We start from the raw sequence: 15,441 nt of genomic DNA, 5'->3' as shown, positions 1-15,441 counted from the left end.
ACCCCCTCTCCCTATATCACATCAGGCTTTGGCAACCATTTTCAACAAATATTGTCCATAGGCGTTCTTTGCCAACGGTGCTGCAAGTTCACGAACCTGCTCGGCAGTAATAAACTTCTGGCGATAGGCGATCTCTTCCGGACATGAGACTTTCAGCCCCTGACGTGTCTCGATGGTTTGAATAAAGTTGCTCGCTTCGATCAGGCTTTCATGGGTGCCGGTATCGAGCCAGGCATAACCACGACCCATCATGGCGACCGACAGATTGCCTTGCTCCAGGTAGATACGGTTCACATCGGTGATTTCAAGCTCACCACGCGGCGACGGCTTCAGACTCTTGGCGATCTCCACCACGCTGTTGTCGTAGAAATAGAGGCCAGTCACCGCATAGTTGCTCTTGGGCTCCAGTGGTTTTTCTTCCAGAGAGATAGCAGTGCCCTGCTTGTCAAATTCCACAACCCCATAACGCTCTGGGTCGTGCACGTGGTAGGCAAATACGGTGGCACCACTCTCTTTTCCCGCTGCCGCTTCCAACTGCTTCTGCAGGTCGTGACCATAGAAGATGTTGTCGCCCAGCACCAGCGCACAGGGGTCTGACCCGATAAACTCTTCACCCAGAATAAACGCTTGTGCCAATCCGTCCGGGCTTGGTTGCACCTTGTACTGCAAACTCAAGCCCCATTGGCTGCCATCCCCGAGTAACTGTTCGAATCTAGGGGTATCTTGCGGCGTGCTGATGATCAAGATATCGCGAATACCCGCCAGCATCAGGGTGCTCAGCGGGTAGTAGATCATCGGCTTGTCATAGATAGGTAGCAACTGTTTGCTCACCGCCATGGTCACCGGATAGAGGCGAGTGCCTGAACCCCCGGCCAGAATAATGCCTTTACGTTTAGTCATGATGCTTATTTTCTTGTTTTAAGCTGCAAAGAAAAGGGTGGCCAAATGCTACTCCTTTTACGTTTTATCCCTACCGACGAAGATTGCATTCAATACATCTTTGGTCAGTGACTTACTTGTCCAAGATCTCGGTCAACATCCGATCCACACCGGCGGTCCAGTCCGGCAATACCAGATCGAAGGTCTGCTGGAATTTGCGGGTATCGAGCCGAGAGTTATGGGGACGTTTGGCCGGGATTGGGAAAGCGCTGGTCGGCACGGCATTGAGTTGCGTGACAGCCAGTTCAACCCCAGCCTCTCTAGCCTTGGCAAATACCCGCTGGGCATAGTCAAACCAGGTGGTCGTACCGGAGGCGATCAAATGGTAAAGCCCGGCGACCTCTGGCTTGTTTTGCGCAACGCGGATCGCATGAGCGGTGCAATCGGCCAGCAACTCGGCACCGGTCGGGGCACCAAACTGGTCGTTGATGACAGATATTTCTGCACGCTCCTTGCCAATACGCAACATGGTCTTGGCAAAGTTGTTGCCTCGGGCGGCATAGACCCAACTGGTGCGAAAGACAAGGTGGCGTGAGCAAAGCGCAGCAGCATGCTCCCCTGCCAGCTTGGTCTCACCATAGACGTTGAGCGGGGCGGTCTGGTCGCTCTCAGTCCAGGGCCGCTCGCCACTGCCATCGAACACGTAATCGGTGGAATAGTGCACCAGCCAGGCACCCAACGCCTCGGCTTCTTTGGCAATCGCCTCCACGCTGGTGGCGTTGAGCAACACGGCAAATTCCTGTTCACTTTCCGCCTTGTCGACTGCCGTGTGGGCCGCCGCGTTCACGATGACATCGGGTTTGACAAGACGAACCGTTTCTGCCACCCCTGCCGGGTTGCTGAAATCGCCGCAATAGTCGGTGGAGTCAAAATCAACAGCGGTGATGCGGCCCAACGGCGCCAGTGCACGCTGCAGCTCCCAGCCTACCTGGCCGTTTTTGCCAAACAGCAAAATATGCATCAGACACGCTCCCCGTAATTCTGTTCAATCCAAGATTGGTAGGTACCGCTTTTTACGTTGTTGACCCATTGCTGGTTATCCAAATACCACTGCACGGTTTTGCGAATACCTGATTCGAAAGTCTCCTTTGGTTGCCAATCCAGTTCTGCGCTCATCTTGCTGGCATCAATGGCATAACGGCGATCATGACCTGGGCGGTCCGCCACGTAGGTGACTTGATCGCGGTAGGAGCCAGCCTTGGGTACCATTTCATCCAGCAGATCGCAGATGGTATGAACAACTTCCAGATTCTGTTTCTCGTTATGACCGCCGATGTTGTAGGTCTCGCCGATGACACCTGTGGTGACCACGGTATAAAGCGCGCGGGCGTGATCTTCTACATAGAGCCAGTCACGGATCTGGTCACCCTTGCCGTATACCGGCAGCGGTTTGCCATCCAGGGCGTTGAGGATCACCAGCGGGATCAGTTTCTCGGGGAAGTGGTACGGGCCGTAGTTGTTGGAGCAGTTGGTGACAACAGTCGGCAGGCCGTAGGTACGGCGCCAGGCGCGCACCAGATGATCGCTCGAAGCCTTGGAGGCAGAATAAGGGCTGCTGGGGGCATAAGGGGTGGTTTCGGTAAAGAGCGGCAGTGCAACACCGGGGGCCACTTCATCTGGATGGGGCAGGTCGCCATACACCTCGTCGGTGGAGATATGATGGAAGCGGAAGGCCGCTTTGCGCATCTCATCCAGACCGCTCCAGTAGGCTCGGGCCGCTTCCAGCAGCATGTAGGTGCCGACGATATTGGTTTCGATAAAATCGGCAGGGCCTGTGATGGAACGATCCACATGGCTCTCCGCCGCCAGGTGCATCACCGCATCCGGCTGATGCGCTGCAAATACCCGATCCAGCTCGGCGCGGTTGCAGATATCTACCTGCTCGAAGGCGTAACGCTCACTGACCGATACCTCTGCCAGGGACTCCAGATTGCCCGCATAGGTGAGTTTATCCAGATTAACGACGGAGTCGTTGGTATCCCTTACAATATGACGAACAACCGCAGAACCGATAAAGCCCGCTCCGCCAGTAACGAGTATTTTCATAGATATGCTCTTGAATAAAAATTGGTGCTGAAATGAGATAAATTGGGGACACCCGTTTGCTACAAACGATGCTACCTACTTTCTTTGATAATTACTGACTATTGCGCCAATAACCCCGAATACCATAGCTACCGCCCCTGAGTTACAGCCCCCAGTTTGCTGCTTTTGACCGGATTGTGTGCGTGCAAGGATCATGATGTTGACCTCAAGTGACGCTTAGCACTGCAGGAATGCGCATCGGGAGCTCAGGGATGAGTTGACACGCGTTGGACTCTCCATGAAAAAACGCTTATGGACAGTCGTTAAAACAGCCTAGGATTCTATCACTTCCCTCCCGCCAAGAGATACTGAAAAGCAAATTGCCAAGGCCCGTTTGGTTGATTAATCCGCAATTAATCAGGTGCCGTTGGAATCTATCTCTATCTCAGACCGTTTTATGGTCCCTCTTCTGCCCGAAAAGCATCCCCCTTTGGGAACCGACTAACGAAAAGAGGCAGCCATCGGGGGATGGCTGCCTCTTAATATCAACTTAATCAATAGATTACATCTGATCGATCATGTCCTGGGCGAACTGGGAGCAGGAGCGCAGGGTAGCGCCTTCCATCAGTCGCTCGAAGTCATAGGTGACCGTCTTGTTGGCGATGGCACGCTCCATCCCCTTCACGACCAGATCTGCCGCCTCGGTCCAGCCCAGGTGGCGCAGCATCATCTCGGCGGAGAGGATGAGGGAACCCGGGTTCACCTTGTCCTGACCTGCGTACTTGGGTGCAGTGCCGTGGGTCGCTTCGAACAGGGCCACACCGTCGCCGATGTTGGCGCCCGGGGCGATGCCGATACCGCCGACCTGAGCGGCCAAGGCGTCGGAGATGTAGTCACCGTTGAGGTTCATGCAGGCGATGACGTCATACTCGGCCGGGCGCAGCAGGATCTGTTGCAGGAAGGCATCGGCGATGACGTCCTTGACGATGATGGTCTTGCCGGTCTTGGGGTTCTTGAAGGAGCACCAGGGGCCGCCGTCGATGAGCTGGGCATCGTACTCTTTCTGGGCCAGGGCATAGCCCCAATCCTTGAAGGCACCTTCGGTGAACTTCATGATGTTGCCCTTGTGCACCAGGGTCACGGAGTCGCGGTCGTTGTCGATGGCGTACTCGATGGCGGCACGGACCAGACGCTCGGTACCGGCCTTGGACATGGGCTTGATGCCGATGCCGCAGGACTCGGGGAAGCGAATTTTCTTCACACCCATCTCGTTTTGCAGGAAGGCGATCACTTTCTTGGCTTCATCGCTGTCGGCTTTCCACTCAATGCCGGCGTAGATGTCTTCGGCGTTCTCGCGGAAGATCACCATGTCGGTCAGCTCGGGGGATTTGACCGGGCTGGGGGTGCCCTGGTAGTAGCGCACCGGGCGCAGGCAGACGTAGAGATCCAGCTCCTGGCGCAGGGCCACGTTGAGGGAGCGGATGCCGCCGCCGACCGGGGTGGTCAGCGGGCCCTTGATGGCCACACAGTATTCACGGATGAAATCCAGGGTCTCGGCCGGCAACCAGGCGCCTTCACCATAGACATGGGTGGACTTCTCACCCGTGTAGATCTCCATCCAGGCGATCGAACGCTCGCCTTTGTAAGCCTTCTCGACCGCAGCGTTGACCACGTTCAGCATGGCCGGGGTCACGTCCACGCCGATACCATCCCCTTCGATAAACGGAATGATGGGGTTGTTCGGCACGTTCAGCTTGCCATCGGCTGCAACGGTGATTTTCTGACCCTGGGTCGGGATTACTACTTTGCTTTCCATCGGCATCTCCTAACTTCCGTTTGTTATCAATCTGATCATTTCGCGCGGCCATCTTAGCCCATCCCTTTACATAATCAAATGGCGAGCACGCAGCGCGGGCCATAGTCGCGCACTGGATCACAATGCACCCCGAGTCCGGATGAAACAGGCGGCAGGTCCACACTTTCTCCCTCTCCTCCGGCGGCGCTCATGCAGGACACAACGATGCCATTCGACGCCATATGCTGGATATCCGGGACAGAACGAGACCCATAAGGCTCACGCACCGCGCAAACGATACGCCTGTACAGGCAGGGAAGAGGACAAACCATGCAAAACCCCATTGCGTTTTGGTGATGAAATAGCAATAGTTCTCACTTTCTTTCTAGTGTCCATCCCCCCGAGGTTCCAACAAGATGTTTCGTTCCCCCCTGGCAAGCTTGCTGCTGCTTGGCCAGCTCGCCCTGATGAGCTGGATGGCGCACGCCGCCCCCGTTGAAGTGGAAGATGTGATGGGCCGCAAGGTCTCTCTGAGCCTCCCGGCCAACCGCATCGTGCTCGGTTTCTATCCCGAGGATTATCTGGCCGTGGCCGGTGAAGGGGGTGCCGATCGCCTGGTGGGCATGTCCCGTGGCTGGTTCGTCAAGTCCCGCCCCGCCATCTGGTCCCTCTATGTGGCCAGCCTGCCGCAACTGGCCAAGGTGCCTGACCTTGGCAACGTGCAGGATCAGAGCTTCTCCATCGAGAAGACCCTGGCGGTCAAGCCCGACCTGGTGATCCTGGCCCAGTGGCAATACGAGGCCCTGGCCCCGGATCTGCCGCGCCTCGAGCAGGCGGGCATCCCGGTAGTGGTGGTGGACTACAACGCCCAGACCCTGGCCCGCCACATGGCGAGCACCCTGCTGCTTGGCAAGCTGACCGGCCAGGAGGCTCGCGCCCGCACGATGGCCGACGAATACAAGGCCAAAATTGACACCATCACGTCGCGCATTGCCGCGGCGAAGCGCCAGCCGCCCCGGGTCTACATCGAACTGGGTGACAAGGGGCCGGCCGAGTACAGCTACACCTATGGCAAGGACATGTGGGGCGCCATGGCCCTGCTGGCAGGGGGTGACAACGTCGCGGCCCCCTTCGTCGATCGCTGGGGTCAAATCCACCCGGAACAACTGCTGGCGAGCAAGCCCGAAGTGATCCTGATGGCGGGCTACGAGAGCGTCAGCAACCCAGAAGCGATGCAGGTGGGCCAGGATGTGTCGGCCGAGACCGTGCGCCAGCGCCTGGCAGGCTTTGCCGCCCGTCCGGGCTGGCGCGATCTGCCTGCGGTGCAGCAGGGTCGCCTCTATGCGGTCTATCACGGCGCCACCCGCAGCATCATGGATGCCGCCCTCATCGAGTTCATGGCCAAGGCCCTCTACCCGGACCTGTTCCAGGATCTCGATCCCCTGGCCACCTATCAGAGCTTCTACCGCAGCTATCTGCCCATTCGTCCCCAGGGCACCTTCATGCTAGGGGTAAACCCGTCCCAGGTGAACTGAGTCCAGAGCCGCAGGCCACTGCGGCTCGCGCTGCCGTCAAGGCAGGCAACGCCTTCGCCCTTGCTTGTTACCCACAGGGCGCTTCATCAAGAGCGCCCGCGTCAGGATGGTTATCATGAATGATTTGGCTGCCCTGCAGCAGACCCTCACCCGCCAACGGCAACGGGAACGCCGTCGCTGGCACTGGCTGGCGCTGCTCAGCCTGGTGCTGTGCATCACGCTAGTGCTCGATATCGCCACCGGCCCCTCCCTGCTGCCGCTGGGGGAAGTGGTCGATGCCCTGCTCTCTCCCGCTCAGGCGGACGCCATGACCCGCACCATAGTCCATGACATGCGCCTGCCCATCGCCCTGATGGCCCTGGTGGTCGGCGCCTCCCTCGGCCTTGGCGGCGTCCAGATGCAGACCCTGCTGGACAACCCCCTCGCCAGTCCCTACACCCTGGGGCTCGCGGCGGCGGCCGGGCTGGGCGCCGCACTGGCCCTCTACACCGGTGGTCTCGGGCTGCCGCCCCTGGTGGCCATTCCGGCCGGGGCCTTCATCCTGTGCATGGTTGCCGCCAGCCTCTTGTTCGGCCTTGCCATGATGCGCAACGTCAGCAGCCAGACCCTGATCCTGGCGGGTATCGCCCTGCTGTTCCTGTTCCAGTCCCTGCTCTCCCTGCTGCAGTTCCTCTCCTCCCCCGAGCTCAACCAGCAGATCCTGTTCTGGCTGTTTGGCAGCCTGATGCGCACCACCTGGGACTCCCTGGCCATCACGGCCGCCGTCACCCTGATCTGCACCCTGCTCATCTACCAGGATGCCTGGGCCCTCACCAGCCTGCGCCTCGGGGAAGCCCGCGCCCGCAGCCTTGGGGTCAACGTGGACAGGCTGCGCATGAAGACCCTGATCCTGGTCGCCCTGCTCACCGCCACCGCCACCAGCTTCGTCGGTGTCATCGGTTTCGTCGGCCTGGTGGCTCCCCACATCGCCCGCATGCTGGTGGGGGAAGATCAGCGCTTCTTGATCCCCCTCTCCGCCCTGTGCGGCGCCTGCATGCTGTCGGCAGCCTCTGTGCTCTCCAAGTCCATCGTGCCCGGCGCCCTGTTTCCCATCGGCATCGTCACCGCGCTCATTGGCGTGCCCTTTTTCATCTGGTTGATCCTCGGCAGGGGGCGTAAACGTGCTTGAGATATCCCGACTCTCCCTCTCCCTCGGCCAGCAGACCCTGCTGCGGGATCTCGACCTCACCCTGCAGCCGGGTCAGGTCCATGTGATCATCGGCCCGAACGGGACCGGCAAGACCTCATTGCTGCGCACCCTGTTTGGCGAGCTGACCCCGGCCGCTGGCGAGATCAGTCTGGCCGGGCAGTCACAGCGCCAGATGACCCAGGCCAAATGGCGCCAGCAGTTTGGCTACATGCCCCAGAACATCCAGCTGGAGCTGGATTTGAGCGTCATCGAGGTGGTGGTGCTGGGGCGTCTCGACAGCCTATCCATGCGCCTGGCGGACGAAGACATACTGGCGGCCGGTCGCGCCCTGCAGGCCCTTGGCATCGCCCATCTGGCTGATCGCCCCCTCTACTCCTTGAGCGGCGGCCAGCGCCAGATGGTGCTGTTTGCCCAGGTGCTGCTGCGGGATCCCCGCATCATGATGCTGGACGAACCGGTCAGCGCCCTGGATCTGCACCACCAGATGCAGCTGATGGAGCACCTCTGTCAGCAGACCCGGGCGCAGCAGTGGATCACCCTAGTGGTGCTGCACGATCTCAACCTGGCGGCCCAGTTTGCCGATCAGCTGATCGTGCTGGCAGGGGGCGATCTGCAGGCCTTCGGTCCCCCCGCCCGGGTGCTCGACGCGGCCCTCATCGAGCGCCTCTATCAGGTGCCGGTGCAGATAAGCCACGATCAGAGCGGCATTCCCTTCCTGCGCACCGTGCGCAGAGCATCATGACGAGATCGCCCATGACGCCAGCTGCGACGTGGCCCGCAACCGGCGCCTGGGTAAACACCCCATGAGCCGCGCTTCCTACTGGCGGGACTGGCAGGGCATGAGCCCGGCCGCCCGCCTGCTCATCATCAACGGCCTGGCCTTCAACCTCGGCTTCTACATGATGCTGCCTTTCCTCGCCCAGCACATGGGCAGCGGGCTTGGTCTCGCCGGCTGGGCCTGCGGTCTGGTCATGGGGATGCGGGTCTTCAGCCAGCAGGGGTTGTTTCTGCTGGGGGGGACGCTCGGGGATCGCATCGGCTATCACCCCGCCATCGTCTGGGGTTGCCTGGTGCGATCCTTGGGCTTCATGCTGCTGGGCTGGGCCGAGTCTCTGCCCATACTGCTGCTGGCGGCGGCCCTGACCGGCTTTGCCGGGGCCCTGTTCACCCCCTGCGCCCAGGCTTACCTCGCCAGCGAATGCCGTGCGCCCGATCAGCGTCAGCGCGCCTTCGCCCTGCACAATCTCGCCAGCCAGGCGGGCATGCTGCTCGGCCCCCTGGTCGGCCTCACCCTGACCCAGCAGAGCTATGCCCTGACCGGTTTCCTGGCGGCGGGCCTGTTCGCCCTGCTCGGGGTGTTGCAATATCGGGGGCTACCCAAACGCCCGGTAGACACCCACACCCCGCGCGGCGCCATCCTGCGCCAGTGGGGCACCATAGTGCGCCAGCGCCCCTTCATGATGTTCACCCTGCTGGCGGGCAGCTACCAGATCCTGTTCCACCAGCTCTATCTGGCCCTGCCCGCCCATATCCAGAGCCTGCCGGACGCCACCCAGCTGCTCGGCGGCGTCTTCACCCTCTCGGCGGTGATCGGCGTCCTGCTCCAGCTGCCGGCGTCGCGTCTGGTGGAGCGCCGCCTTGGGGTGCCGCGCGCCATGGGGCTCGGCATAGGGCTGATGGGAATGAGCTATCTGGCCCTGCCCCTGCTCTCCCCCTGGCCGACGGCGGGCGTCCTGGCCCAGGTGGCCCTGCTCTCCCTCGGCTCAGTTCTCTGCTTCCCGCTCTTTGCCGCCCAGCTGCCCCGCTACGCCCCCCCCGACCAGCTCGCCAGCTACTACGGTTTTTATGCCAGCGCGGGGGGCTGCATGGCGCTTTTTGGCAACCTGCTTATCGGTTTTATGCTGGGGGATGCAGGCAGCCGCCCCGCCACCGCCATCTGGTACCTGCTGGCCCTGGTCGGATTGCTGGCCGGGCTCGGCCTCTACACTCACCTCAGAGCCACCCAGGCCCCAGCCGCCACCTCGTCTGCCTGAATGCACAAGGGCCATCTTGCGATGGCCCTTGTGATGGTTGATCAGGGGAGAATAGCCCGCTGACGCCGCAGCCCGACCGGCTCCCCCAAAGATGGGCAAGCCGGGGGCAGGATCCCGACGCCAGCTATCCGGCCAGGATCTCTGTGGCGTGCTGCGCCGACGCGGGCAACCCCAGACCCGTCCCTTGCAAAAAAACACCGCCCTCTCTTGGGGCGGTGGTCATTATGCTTGTCATCCGGGCCTCGCGGCCGTCTGACTAGTGCTCTTGTGCCGCATTGAGCCTGGGCAGCTCGGTGCGCTCCCGTTGCAGTTCATCAAACCTGGCCTGCCATTTCTCCTGCGCCTGTTTCAGCCCCTGGGACTCGAATTTCTGGCGCATGGTGTCTACCTCTTGGTCAAGTTTTTCCATCTGGATGTCTCCTTACATCTCGATTGCACATCGGTTACACACTGGCTGACGGCACGGCCTCCATGGAGGCAGGTCAACCTGTTCCCGAGATTGGACACCAGGACAGCTCAAATTTCCCAACGAAATAAACGATTGATTATGCAAAAACCAATCTAAAAAAATGAGAAATATTTCGTTTGAGGCCATCCTTGGCGCGCTTATCCATCACCATAAAAAACCATAAAATCATTTTATATCAGACAATTAACATAAATCCTCGGCAACGGGTCCGTCATCCTCCCAGGCCCCGGGCTATGCACGCTTTTTTCATGAAAGGCGGCCGAACCAGGCACGCCTTCGCTCTCTGCCCGGCTGACAAGGGGCGGTATAACCCCAGTCATCGATGCCCCATCCGAGGTGCGGCTCGGTGCTGGCCGCCAATAGGTTGTCGATTGCAACCCTATCTCGTACCATGGCCAGCCATGGCGACTCACCGCGCTGGCCTGTTCTGCAAGCCCGGCCCACCGACACCGAACGGATACCACCTTCGATGAAGATACTGACATATGGCTCTGCGCTGGTCGCGGCCATTGCCGCTGTGCCCGCCCTCGCCTCCGGCGACGGTGGCGGGTGCGGCTTCTGGCTCACCGACTGCCCGCTGCCCACCTATCCGCTCTATCTCAACGAGAACGACACCCGGGGCAATCTGCTGATGCTGCTGGCGGATCAGCAGCGCCATCCCCTTCCCTTCACCCTGCCGGCGGATCCGCTGAACGAGCGTGACAAGGCGCTCTTCTCTCTGATGCGCCTCCCCCAGCCAGACGAGGTGGAAGACCCGGCGCTGCGCGAGCAGCTGGGCAGCCGGCTGGCCGCCTACGACCCGTCCCTCCCCCCGCTGCTCGAGCACTACGCGGGCCGCGACTCCCTCTACGGCCACGCCATCTCCAACTCCCTCTCCTCGGTCAGTGCGTTTCTGGACGCCCTCGAGCAGAGCGAGGTGCCCGCCCCGGAGCGCACGTCGCTGCTGCGAAGCCGTCTGCTGATCCTGGGCCAGCAGGAGAGCCCGGCCCCCGCTACCGAAATGAGCGGTGCTGCCCTTGAGTGGCAGGGGTATCTGCAGGCCGCCCGTCACTTCTACGAGAGCCGCTTCGAGGAGGCCCGCGCAGGCTTTGCCGCCTTGCAGCAGGCCAAGGCCCCCTGGGTGGCCGAGAGCGCGACCTACATGGTGATGCGCACGGAGATCAACCTAGCGATGAAGGAGGCCAAAGACGAATACGGCGATCAGGACGTGGCCAGGAGTGACAAGGAGGCCCTTCGCCGCGCCATGGCCCAGGGTCAGGCCTATCTGGTGACCTACCCGCAGGGGCGCTACGCCAGCTCGACCAGAGGATTGTTCAGACGCATCCAGTGGATGGCCGGGGATCTCGGCGCCCTGCGGGATGCCTATGACGAGGCCATGGCAACCCGCCAGCCCTTGCCGGCGCTGGAGGCCCTGGTCAACGAGATCGATCTCACCCTGCTCAGTGGCGATGCCTATCGCCAACAGGCGGTCTATCAGGACTCGGCCCAGCCGGCGCTGTTGTTCGTCAATGCCCTGCGGGGCCTCAGACCTGCCTATGAGCGGCCGCGGGACTGGCAAGATGCCCAGCTGGACGAGGCCATCGCGCAACTGCAAAAAACCGGTCACAAGGCGCAGGCGGCCTACCTCAAGGCCTATATCCTCTTGTTGGACAAGCAGTTCGAGCAGGTGCTGGCCCTGCCCTCCCCGGGCCAGGAGGACGCCACCCTGGCATTCAGCCACCAGATGCTGCGCATCTGGGCCTGGCAGGGCATGAAGGCCTTCGACAAGGCCGAGCAGGCCCTGATGGCGCTGGTGACCTCCCCCCTCAATCAAGCCCAGCAGGCGTTCGTGGAGAACGTGCTGGCGGATCACTGGGTGCGCACTGGCAACACGGCGGCCATCTTCCAGCCGGGCAGCCCCATCACCCAGCTGCGCATCCGCGCGGCCGTGCTCAAGCAGGAGGCCGAACCCGCCCTCTTGCGCCAGCAAGCCAGTCAGGGCCCGAGCGCGGCGGAGCGGCAGATTGCGCTCCATACCCTGCTGGTGCGGGATCTCATCGCCAGCGACCCTGCCACCTTCTTGCAGGATGTGGCCCTCATCCCCGCCGATCACAAGGAGGCGACCCCTCCCGCCGACGCCCCCTGGCAGCCGGTGCCCAATGGGGATGTGCGCCTCTCGGCGTTCCAGTGGCGTGGGGAGGAGACGCCCCAGGGCTACCACTGCCGAGATCTGGCCCAGACCCTTGGCACCCTGGTGCAGCACCCCGACGATGGTCATGCCCTCAACTGCCTGGGAGAGTACCTGCGCAGCCGAAAGCCCCATATCGACCTGTGGCAGGGTAGCGAGATGATCTGGGGACTGGCGCAAGACGAGCGCCCCACATCCCCGAGCCGGCTCGCCCTCTATCAGACCGTGATGGCCAACCCCAAGGCGGAGCCCGAGGACAAGAGCTATGCCCTCTATCGCGCCATCCAGTGCTATGCCCCCTCCGGCTACAACAGCTGCGACAGCCAGGAGATCCCCAAACGCACCCGGCAGGCCTGGTTCAACACCCTCAAGCAGCGCTATGGCAACTCGGTGTGGGCCAGATCCCTCAAATACTACTGGTGATCCATGAGCAGACCCCCTGAACGCGCCCTGCTGGCGCTGCTGCTGGCGATCCTGGCCGCCCCCCTTGAGGCCAGCGTCGATGCCAGCGCCTATCACGAGTTCTGGCTCTGGTCCGCCACCCGCCACCAGCCGGTTCTGGAACAGGCCAGCACCCTCTATCTGCATCAGGGGGAGATCCTGGACAGGCCCGGCGGCCCCCGCTTCGTCAAGCTGGGGCGGGTTCCCTCCCCCCTCAAGGCCGGGCAGGTCTGGCTGGTGGTGCGTGTCAACGCCCTCCCCATCTCCCCCGCCCACCAGCAGGTGCTGGTGCGCCTCTACGAGGCGTGGCGCGCGGCCGGGGCCCAGGTGGCGGGCATCCAGATCGACTTCGATGCGGCGACCCGCCAGCTCGATCGCTATGGCGACGCCCTGCAACAACTGCGGCGCGCCCTGCCTCCCGGGTGCAAGCTCAGCGTGACTGGGCTGCTCGACTGGGCGAAAACGGGGGACGTGGCAGAGCTCAATCGCCTGCCCGTGGACGAGCTGGTGATCCAGACCTATCAGGGCACACGCACTGTGCCTGGCTATCAGGCCTATCTGCCCGCCATGGCGCAACTGACCATCCCGTTCAAGGTAGGGCTGGTGCAGGATGGGGAGTGGGATCCCGCCTGGCAGACAACACTGGCCGCCTCCCCCCACTACCGGGGCGAGGTGGTCTTTCTGCTCAACCGCCCGGCGCAGAGCCCGGGGGCCAGCAGGGCGATATCCTCCTTCACACCCCCTGCCCCTTGATCCAGCGCCGATAGCGGGCGTTGCCACGCAGGGTCTGCCACTGCTGGCAGGCCAGCGCCAGGGCGGGTGCGACCTTGGGGCGGCTCGGCTGGCCGCGCCCAAGCCGCCGCAGCTGGTATTTCACCATCGCCATATAGCCTACCGAGGCCAGCACCTTGTTGCGCCAGGGGATGGGCCGCAGCTCGGCGCTTGCCGCCTGCTCCCGGCGCCATCTGGCTGGCAGATCCGGTGCTATGGCCAGCGCGGTGGCCATGCCGACGACCGCCACTCCGCTGCCGAGCACCTGCTCCACCACCGGATAACGGCGGATCCCCCCGGTCACCATCACGGGCATATGAGCGGCACTCACTATCTCTTCGGCAAACGTCAGAAAATAGGCTTCCCGCGCCAGGGTACGGCCATCCCGGGCCTGGCCGTGCATGGCGGGCGCCTCGTAACTGCCGCCGGAGAGCTCCACCAGATCCACCCCGAGGGGGTTGAGCATCTCGACCACAGCCCTGGCATCCTCGGTGCTGAAGCCGCCACGCTGAAAGTCGGCGGAGTTGAGCTTGACCGACAGGGAGAAGCAATCCCCCACCTGCTCACGTATCCCCTGCACTATCTCCAGCAGCAGGCGGGCACGATTCTCAAGGCTGCCGCCCCAACGATCGCGGCGCTGGTTGGTGAGCGGCGAGAGGAACTGGCTGAGCAGATAACCGTGGGCGGCGTGGATCTGCACCCCGTCAAAGCCCAGATCCTGTGCCAGCCGCGCCGTGTTGATGAAGCGCGCCTTTACCTCGGCAATATCGCGCTCGCTCATGGCCCTGGGCGGGGCGAACTGTTTGGAGAAACTGCCGAGCGCCATGGGCACGGCGGAAGGGGCCAGGGTGGGCTGCCCCAGCGCCGCCGGCATCTGGCGACCGGGGTGGTTGATCTGCATCCAGATCTGGCCCCCGCCGCTTTTGGCCGCCTCTGCCCAGGCCCTGAAACGCTCGCCTATCTGTGGGGATAGCGCCGGGGAATCGAGCACCACGCCCCCAGGCCCCGTCATGGCGCGCCCGTCCACCATCACATTGCCGGTGATGATAAGGCCGGCGCCGCCCTCTGCCCAGGTGCGATAGAGCTGGATCAGCGCCTCCGAAGGGGCATGGTCACGGTCGGCCATGTTCTCTTCCATGGCGGCCTTGGCGAGACGGTTGATAAGCTGGCTGCCACTCGGCAGGGTCAGGGGAGTAAAGGGGTTCATGGCGATCTCCTCGGTAGTGAGGGCCCCACCATAAGTTTGAAGCTGACTTGAAGGTCAAGCCCCTTTGTCGGGATGCCGCTGCGATGGGGGAAATACTATCCAGCCGCACCGCCCTTGCTCGGGACCGTTGACATTCAAGCGGGCTTTAACCCTAGAATGCCCCAGACCCCGCCCCCTCAGTCATTGACGTGGCGGGCCCATCAACCCGCAGCCCGGGAGGCAAGATGAAGATCGGTGAACTGGCCAGACAGACCGGCATGGCGGCCTCGGCCATCCGCTTCTACGAAGCCAGGGGCCTGCTCAGCCAGGTGCGGCGGGGTGCCAACGGCTATCGCGACTACCCGCCCGAAACGGCGCAGTTGCTGGCCATCATCGGCCAGGCCCAGCAGGCGGGCTTCTCCCTCGACGAGATCAAGCAGCTGGTACCGGCGGATATCAGCACCTGGCAGCACGCCCCGCTGCTGGCGGCGCTCAAGTCCAAGGTGAGCGACATCGAGGCACTGGAGGCAAGGCTTGCCCACAGCAAGCAGCAGTTGCAGGCCCTGATCCAGCTGGTTGAAGCCAAACCGGGCGAGATGCCGTGCGAGGAGAACGCCGCCCGGGTGCTGGCCAGCATGGGCATTGCCTCCCCCGAGGGCGCCGCCAAGGCCAGCACATCGGTCAAGCCCGCCATCGTTTCGCGCGGCGCGCACCGTCACAAACAGGGAGAGAAACAAGGATGACGTTTGTCGAGATGGACCCCGCTCACCTGCCGCTGGCCCTGCTGCTGGAGGCCGATCCCGCCGCGTCGCGCATCGCCGCCTATCTGCCCGGGGCCTGGGGCTTTGCCGCCCTGGCGGACAAGGAGGTCGTGGGGGCCTGTGTGGCGGG

At 62.4% G+C, this 15,441-nt stretch carries 13 protein-coding genes; 7 read left to right on the top strand and 6 right to left on the bottom strand.

Annotated features, from left to right (window positions below; translation table 11 throughout):
- Positions 1 to 21: 21 nt before the first annotated feature.
- The 4 genes from rfbA to icd all read right to left on the bottom strand — a co-directional run bounded on the left by rfbA (position 22) and on the right by icd (position 4,780).
- Positions 22 to 900, bottom strand: a complete 879-nt coding sequence (rfbA, locus tag BN1119_RS07675; protein ID WP_041996110.1) for a glucose-1-phosphate thymidylyltransferase RfbA — start codon at positions 898 to 900, stop codon at positions 22 to 24.
- A 112-nt stretch (positions 901 to 1,012) separates the two neighbouring features.
- On the bottom strand, positions 1,013 to 1,900 hold the full coding sequence (rfbD, locus tag BN1119_RS07670; protein WP_041996107.1) for a dTDP-4-dehydrorhamnose reductase: 888 nt from the start codon (positions 1,898 to 1,900) through the stop codon (positions 1,013 to 1,015).
- A complete protein-coding gene (gene rfbB, locus BN1119_RS07665; RefSeq protein WP_041996104.1) occupies positions 1,900 to 2,985 on the bottom strand; it encodes a dTDP-glucose 4,6-dehydratase in 1,086 nt (361 codons plus the stop codon). Before rfbB ends, rfbD begins: the two co-directional genes overlap by 1 nt.
- Before the next feature lie 541 nt (positions 2,986 to 3,526).
- Complete coding sequence (gene icd / locus BN1119_RS07660; RefSeq protein ID WP_041996102.1) at positions 3,527 to 4,780, bottom strand: NADP-dependent isocitrate dehydrogenase; 1,254 nt, start codon at positions 4,778 to 4,780, stop codon at positions 3,527 to 3,529.
- Between the two features lie 395 nt (positions 4,781 to 5,175).
- Between icd and BN1119_RS07655 the strand changes: the two genes are divergently transcribed.
- From BN1119_RS07655 to BN1119_RS07640, 4 genes are all read left to right on the top strand, one after another.
- On the top strand, positions 5,176 to 6,294 hold the full coding sequence (locus BN1119_RS07655) for an ABC transporter substrate-binding protein (protein WP_041996099.1): 1,119 nt from the start codon (positions 5,176 to 5,178) through the stop codon (positions 6,292 to 6,294).
- Positions 6,295 to 6,409: 115 nt separating this feature from the next.
- Positions 6,410 to 7,462, top strand: a complete 1,053-nt coding sequence (locus BN1119_RS07650) for a FecCD family ABC transporter permease (RefSeq protein ID WP_041996096.1) — start codon at positions 6,410 to 6,412, stop codon at positions 7,460 to 7,462.
- Complete coding sequence (locus BN1119_RS07645) at positions 7,455 to 8,225, top strand: ABC transporter ATP-binding protein (RefSeq protein ID WP_041996094.1); 771 nt, start codon at positions 7,455 to 7,457, stop codon at positions 8,223 to 8,225. The genes BN1119_RS07650 and BN1119_RS07645 overlap by 8 nt, the downstream gene beginning before the upstream one ends.
- 61 nt (positions 8,226 to 8,286) lie before the next feature.
- The gene (locus tag BN1119_RS07640) at positions 8,287 to 9,516 is read left to right on the top strand and encodes an MFS transporter (RefSeq protein ID WP_041996092.1); all 1,230 of its coding nucleotides are present in this window, start codon (positions 8,287 to 8,289) and stop codon (positions 9,514 to 9,516) included.
- Between the two features lie 256 nt (positions 9,517 to 9,772).
- Here the strand turns inward: BN1119_RS07640 and BN1119_RS20670 are convergent, their stop codons facing one another.
- Complete coding sequence (locus tag BN1119_RS20670; RefSeq protein WP_084205344.1) at positions 9,773 to 9,925, bottom strand: hypothetical protein; 153 nt, start codon at positions 9,923 to 9,925, stop codon at positions 9,773 to 9,775.
- 529 nt (positions 9,926 to 10,454) lie between these two features.
- Between BN1119_RS20670 and BN1119_RS07635 the strand changes: the two genes are divergently transcribed.
- Together BN1119_RS07635 and BN1119_RS07630 are read left to right on the top strand one after the other, a co-directional pair.
- Complete coding sequence (locus BN1119_RS07635; RefSeq protein WP_041996089.1) at positions 10,455 to 12,575, top strand: PA5441 family protein; 2,121 nt, start codon at positions 10,455 to 10,457, stop codon at positions 12,573 to 12,575.
- Positions 12,576 to 12,578: 3 nt separating this feature from the next.
- Positions 12,579 to 13,346, top strand: a complete 768-nt coding sequence (locus BN1119_RS07630) for a DUF3142 domain-containing protein (protein ID WP_052448036.1) — start codon at positions 12,579 to 12,581, stop codon at positions 13,344 to 13,346.
- On the opposite strand, the gene BN1119_RS07625 is transcribed toward BN1119_RS07630, so the two are convergent.
- Positions 13,327 to 14,571 carry an NADH:flavin oxidoreductase/NADH oxidase family protein gene (locus BN1119_RS07625; protein ID WP_041996087.1) on the bottom strand — a complete coding sequence of 415 codons (1,245 nt, stop codon included), beginning with the start codon at positions 14,569 to 14,571 and terminating at the stop codon, positions 13,327 to 13,329. The two genes, BN1119_RS07630 and BN1119_RS07625, sit on opposite strands and share 20 nt — an antisense overlap.
- A 224-nt stretch (positions 14,572 to 14,795) precedes the next feature.
- Between BN1119_RS07625 and BN1119_RS07620 the strand changes: the two genes are divergently transcribed.
- A complete protein-coding gene (locus BN1119_RS07620) occupies positions 14,796 to 15,293 on the top strand; it encodes a MerR family transcriptional regulator (RefSeq protein ID WP_041996084.1) in 498 nt (165 codons plus the stop codon).
- Positions 15,294 to 15,441: the final 148 nt, after the last annotated feature.

This window comes from Aeromonas bivalvium (assembly GCF_000819765.1).
Taxonomy (GTDB): domain Bacteria; phylum Pseudomonadota; class Gammaproteobacteria; order Enterobacterales; family Aeromonadaceae; genus Aeromonas; species Aeromonas bivalvium.
Note: the sequence above shows the minus strand (reverse complement) of the source record. Positions and strands in the feature narration are given on the sequence as shown.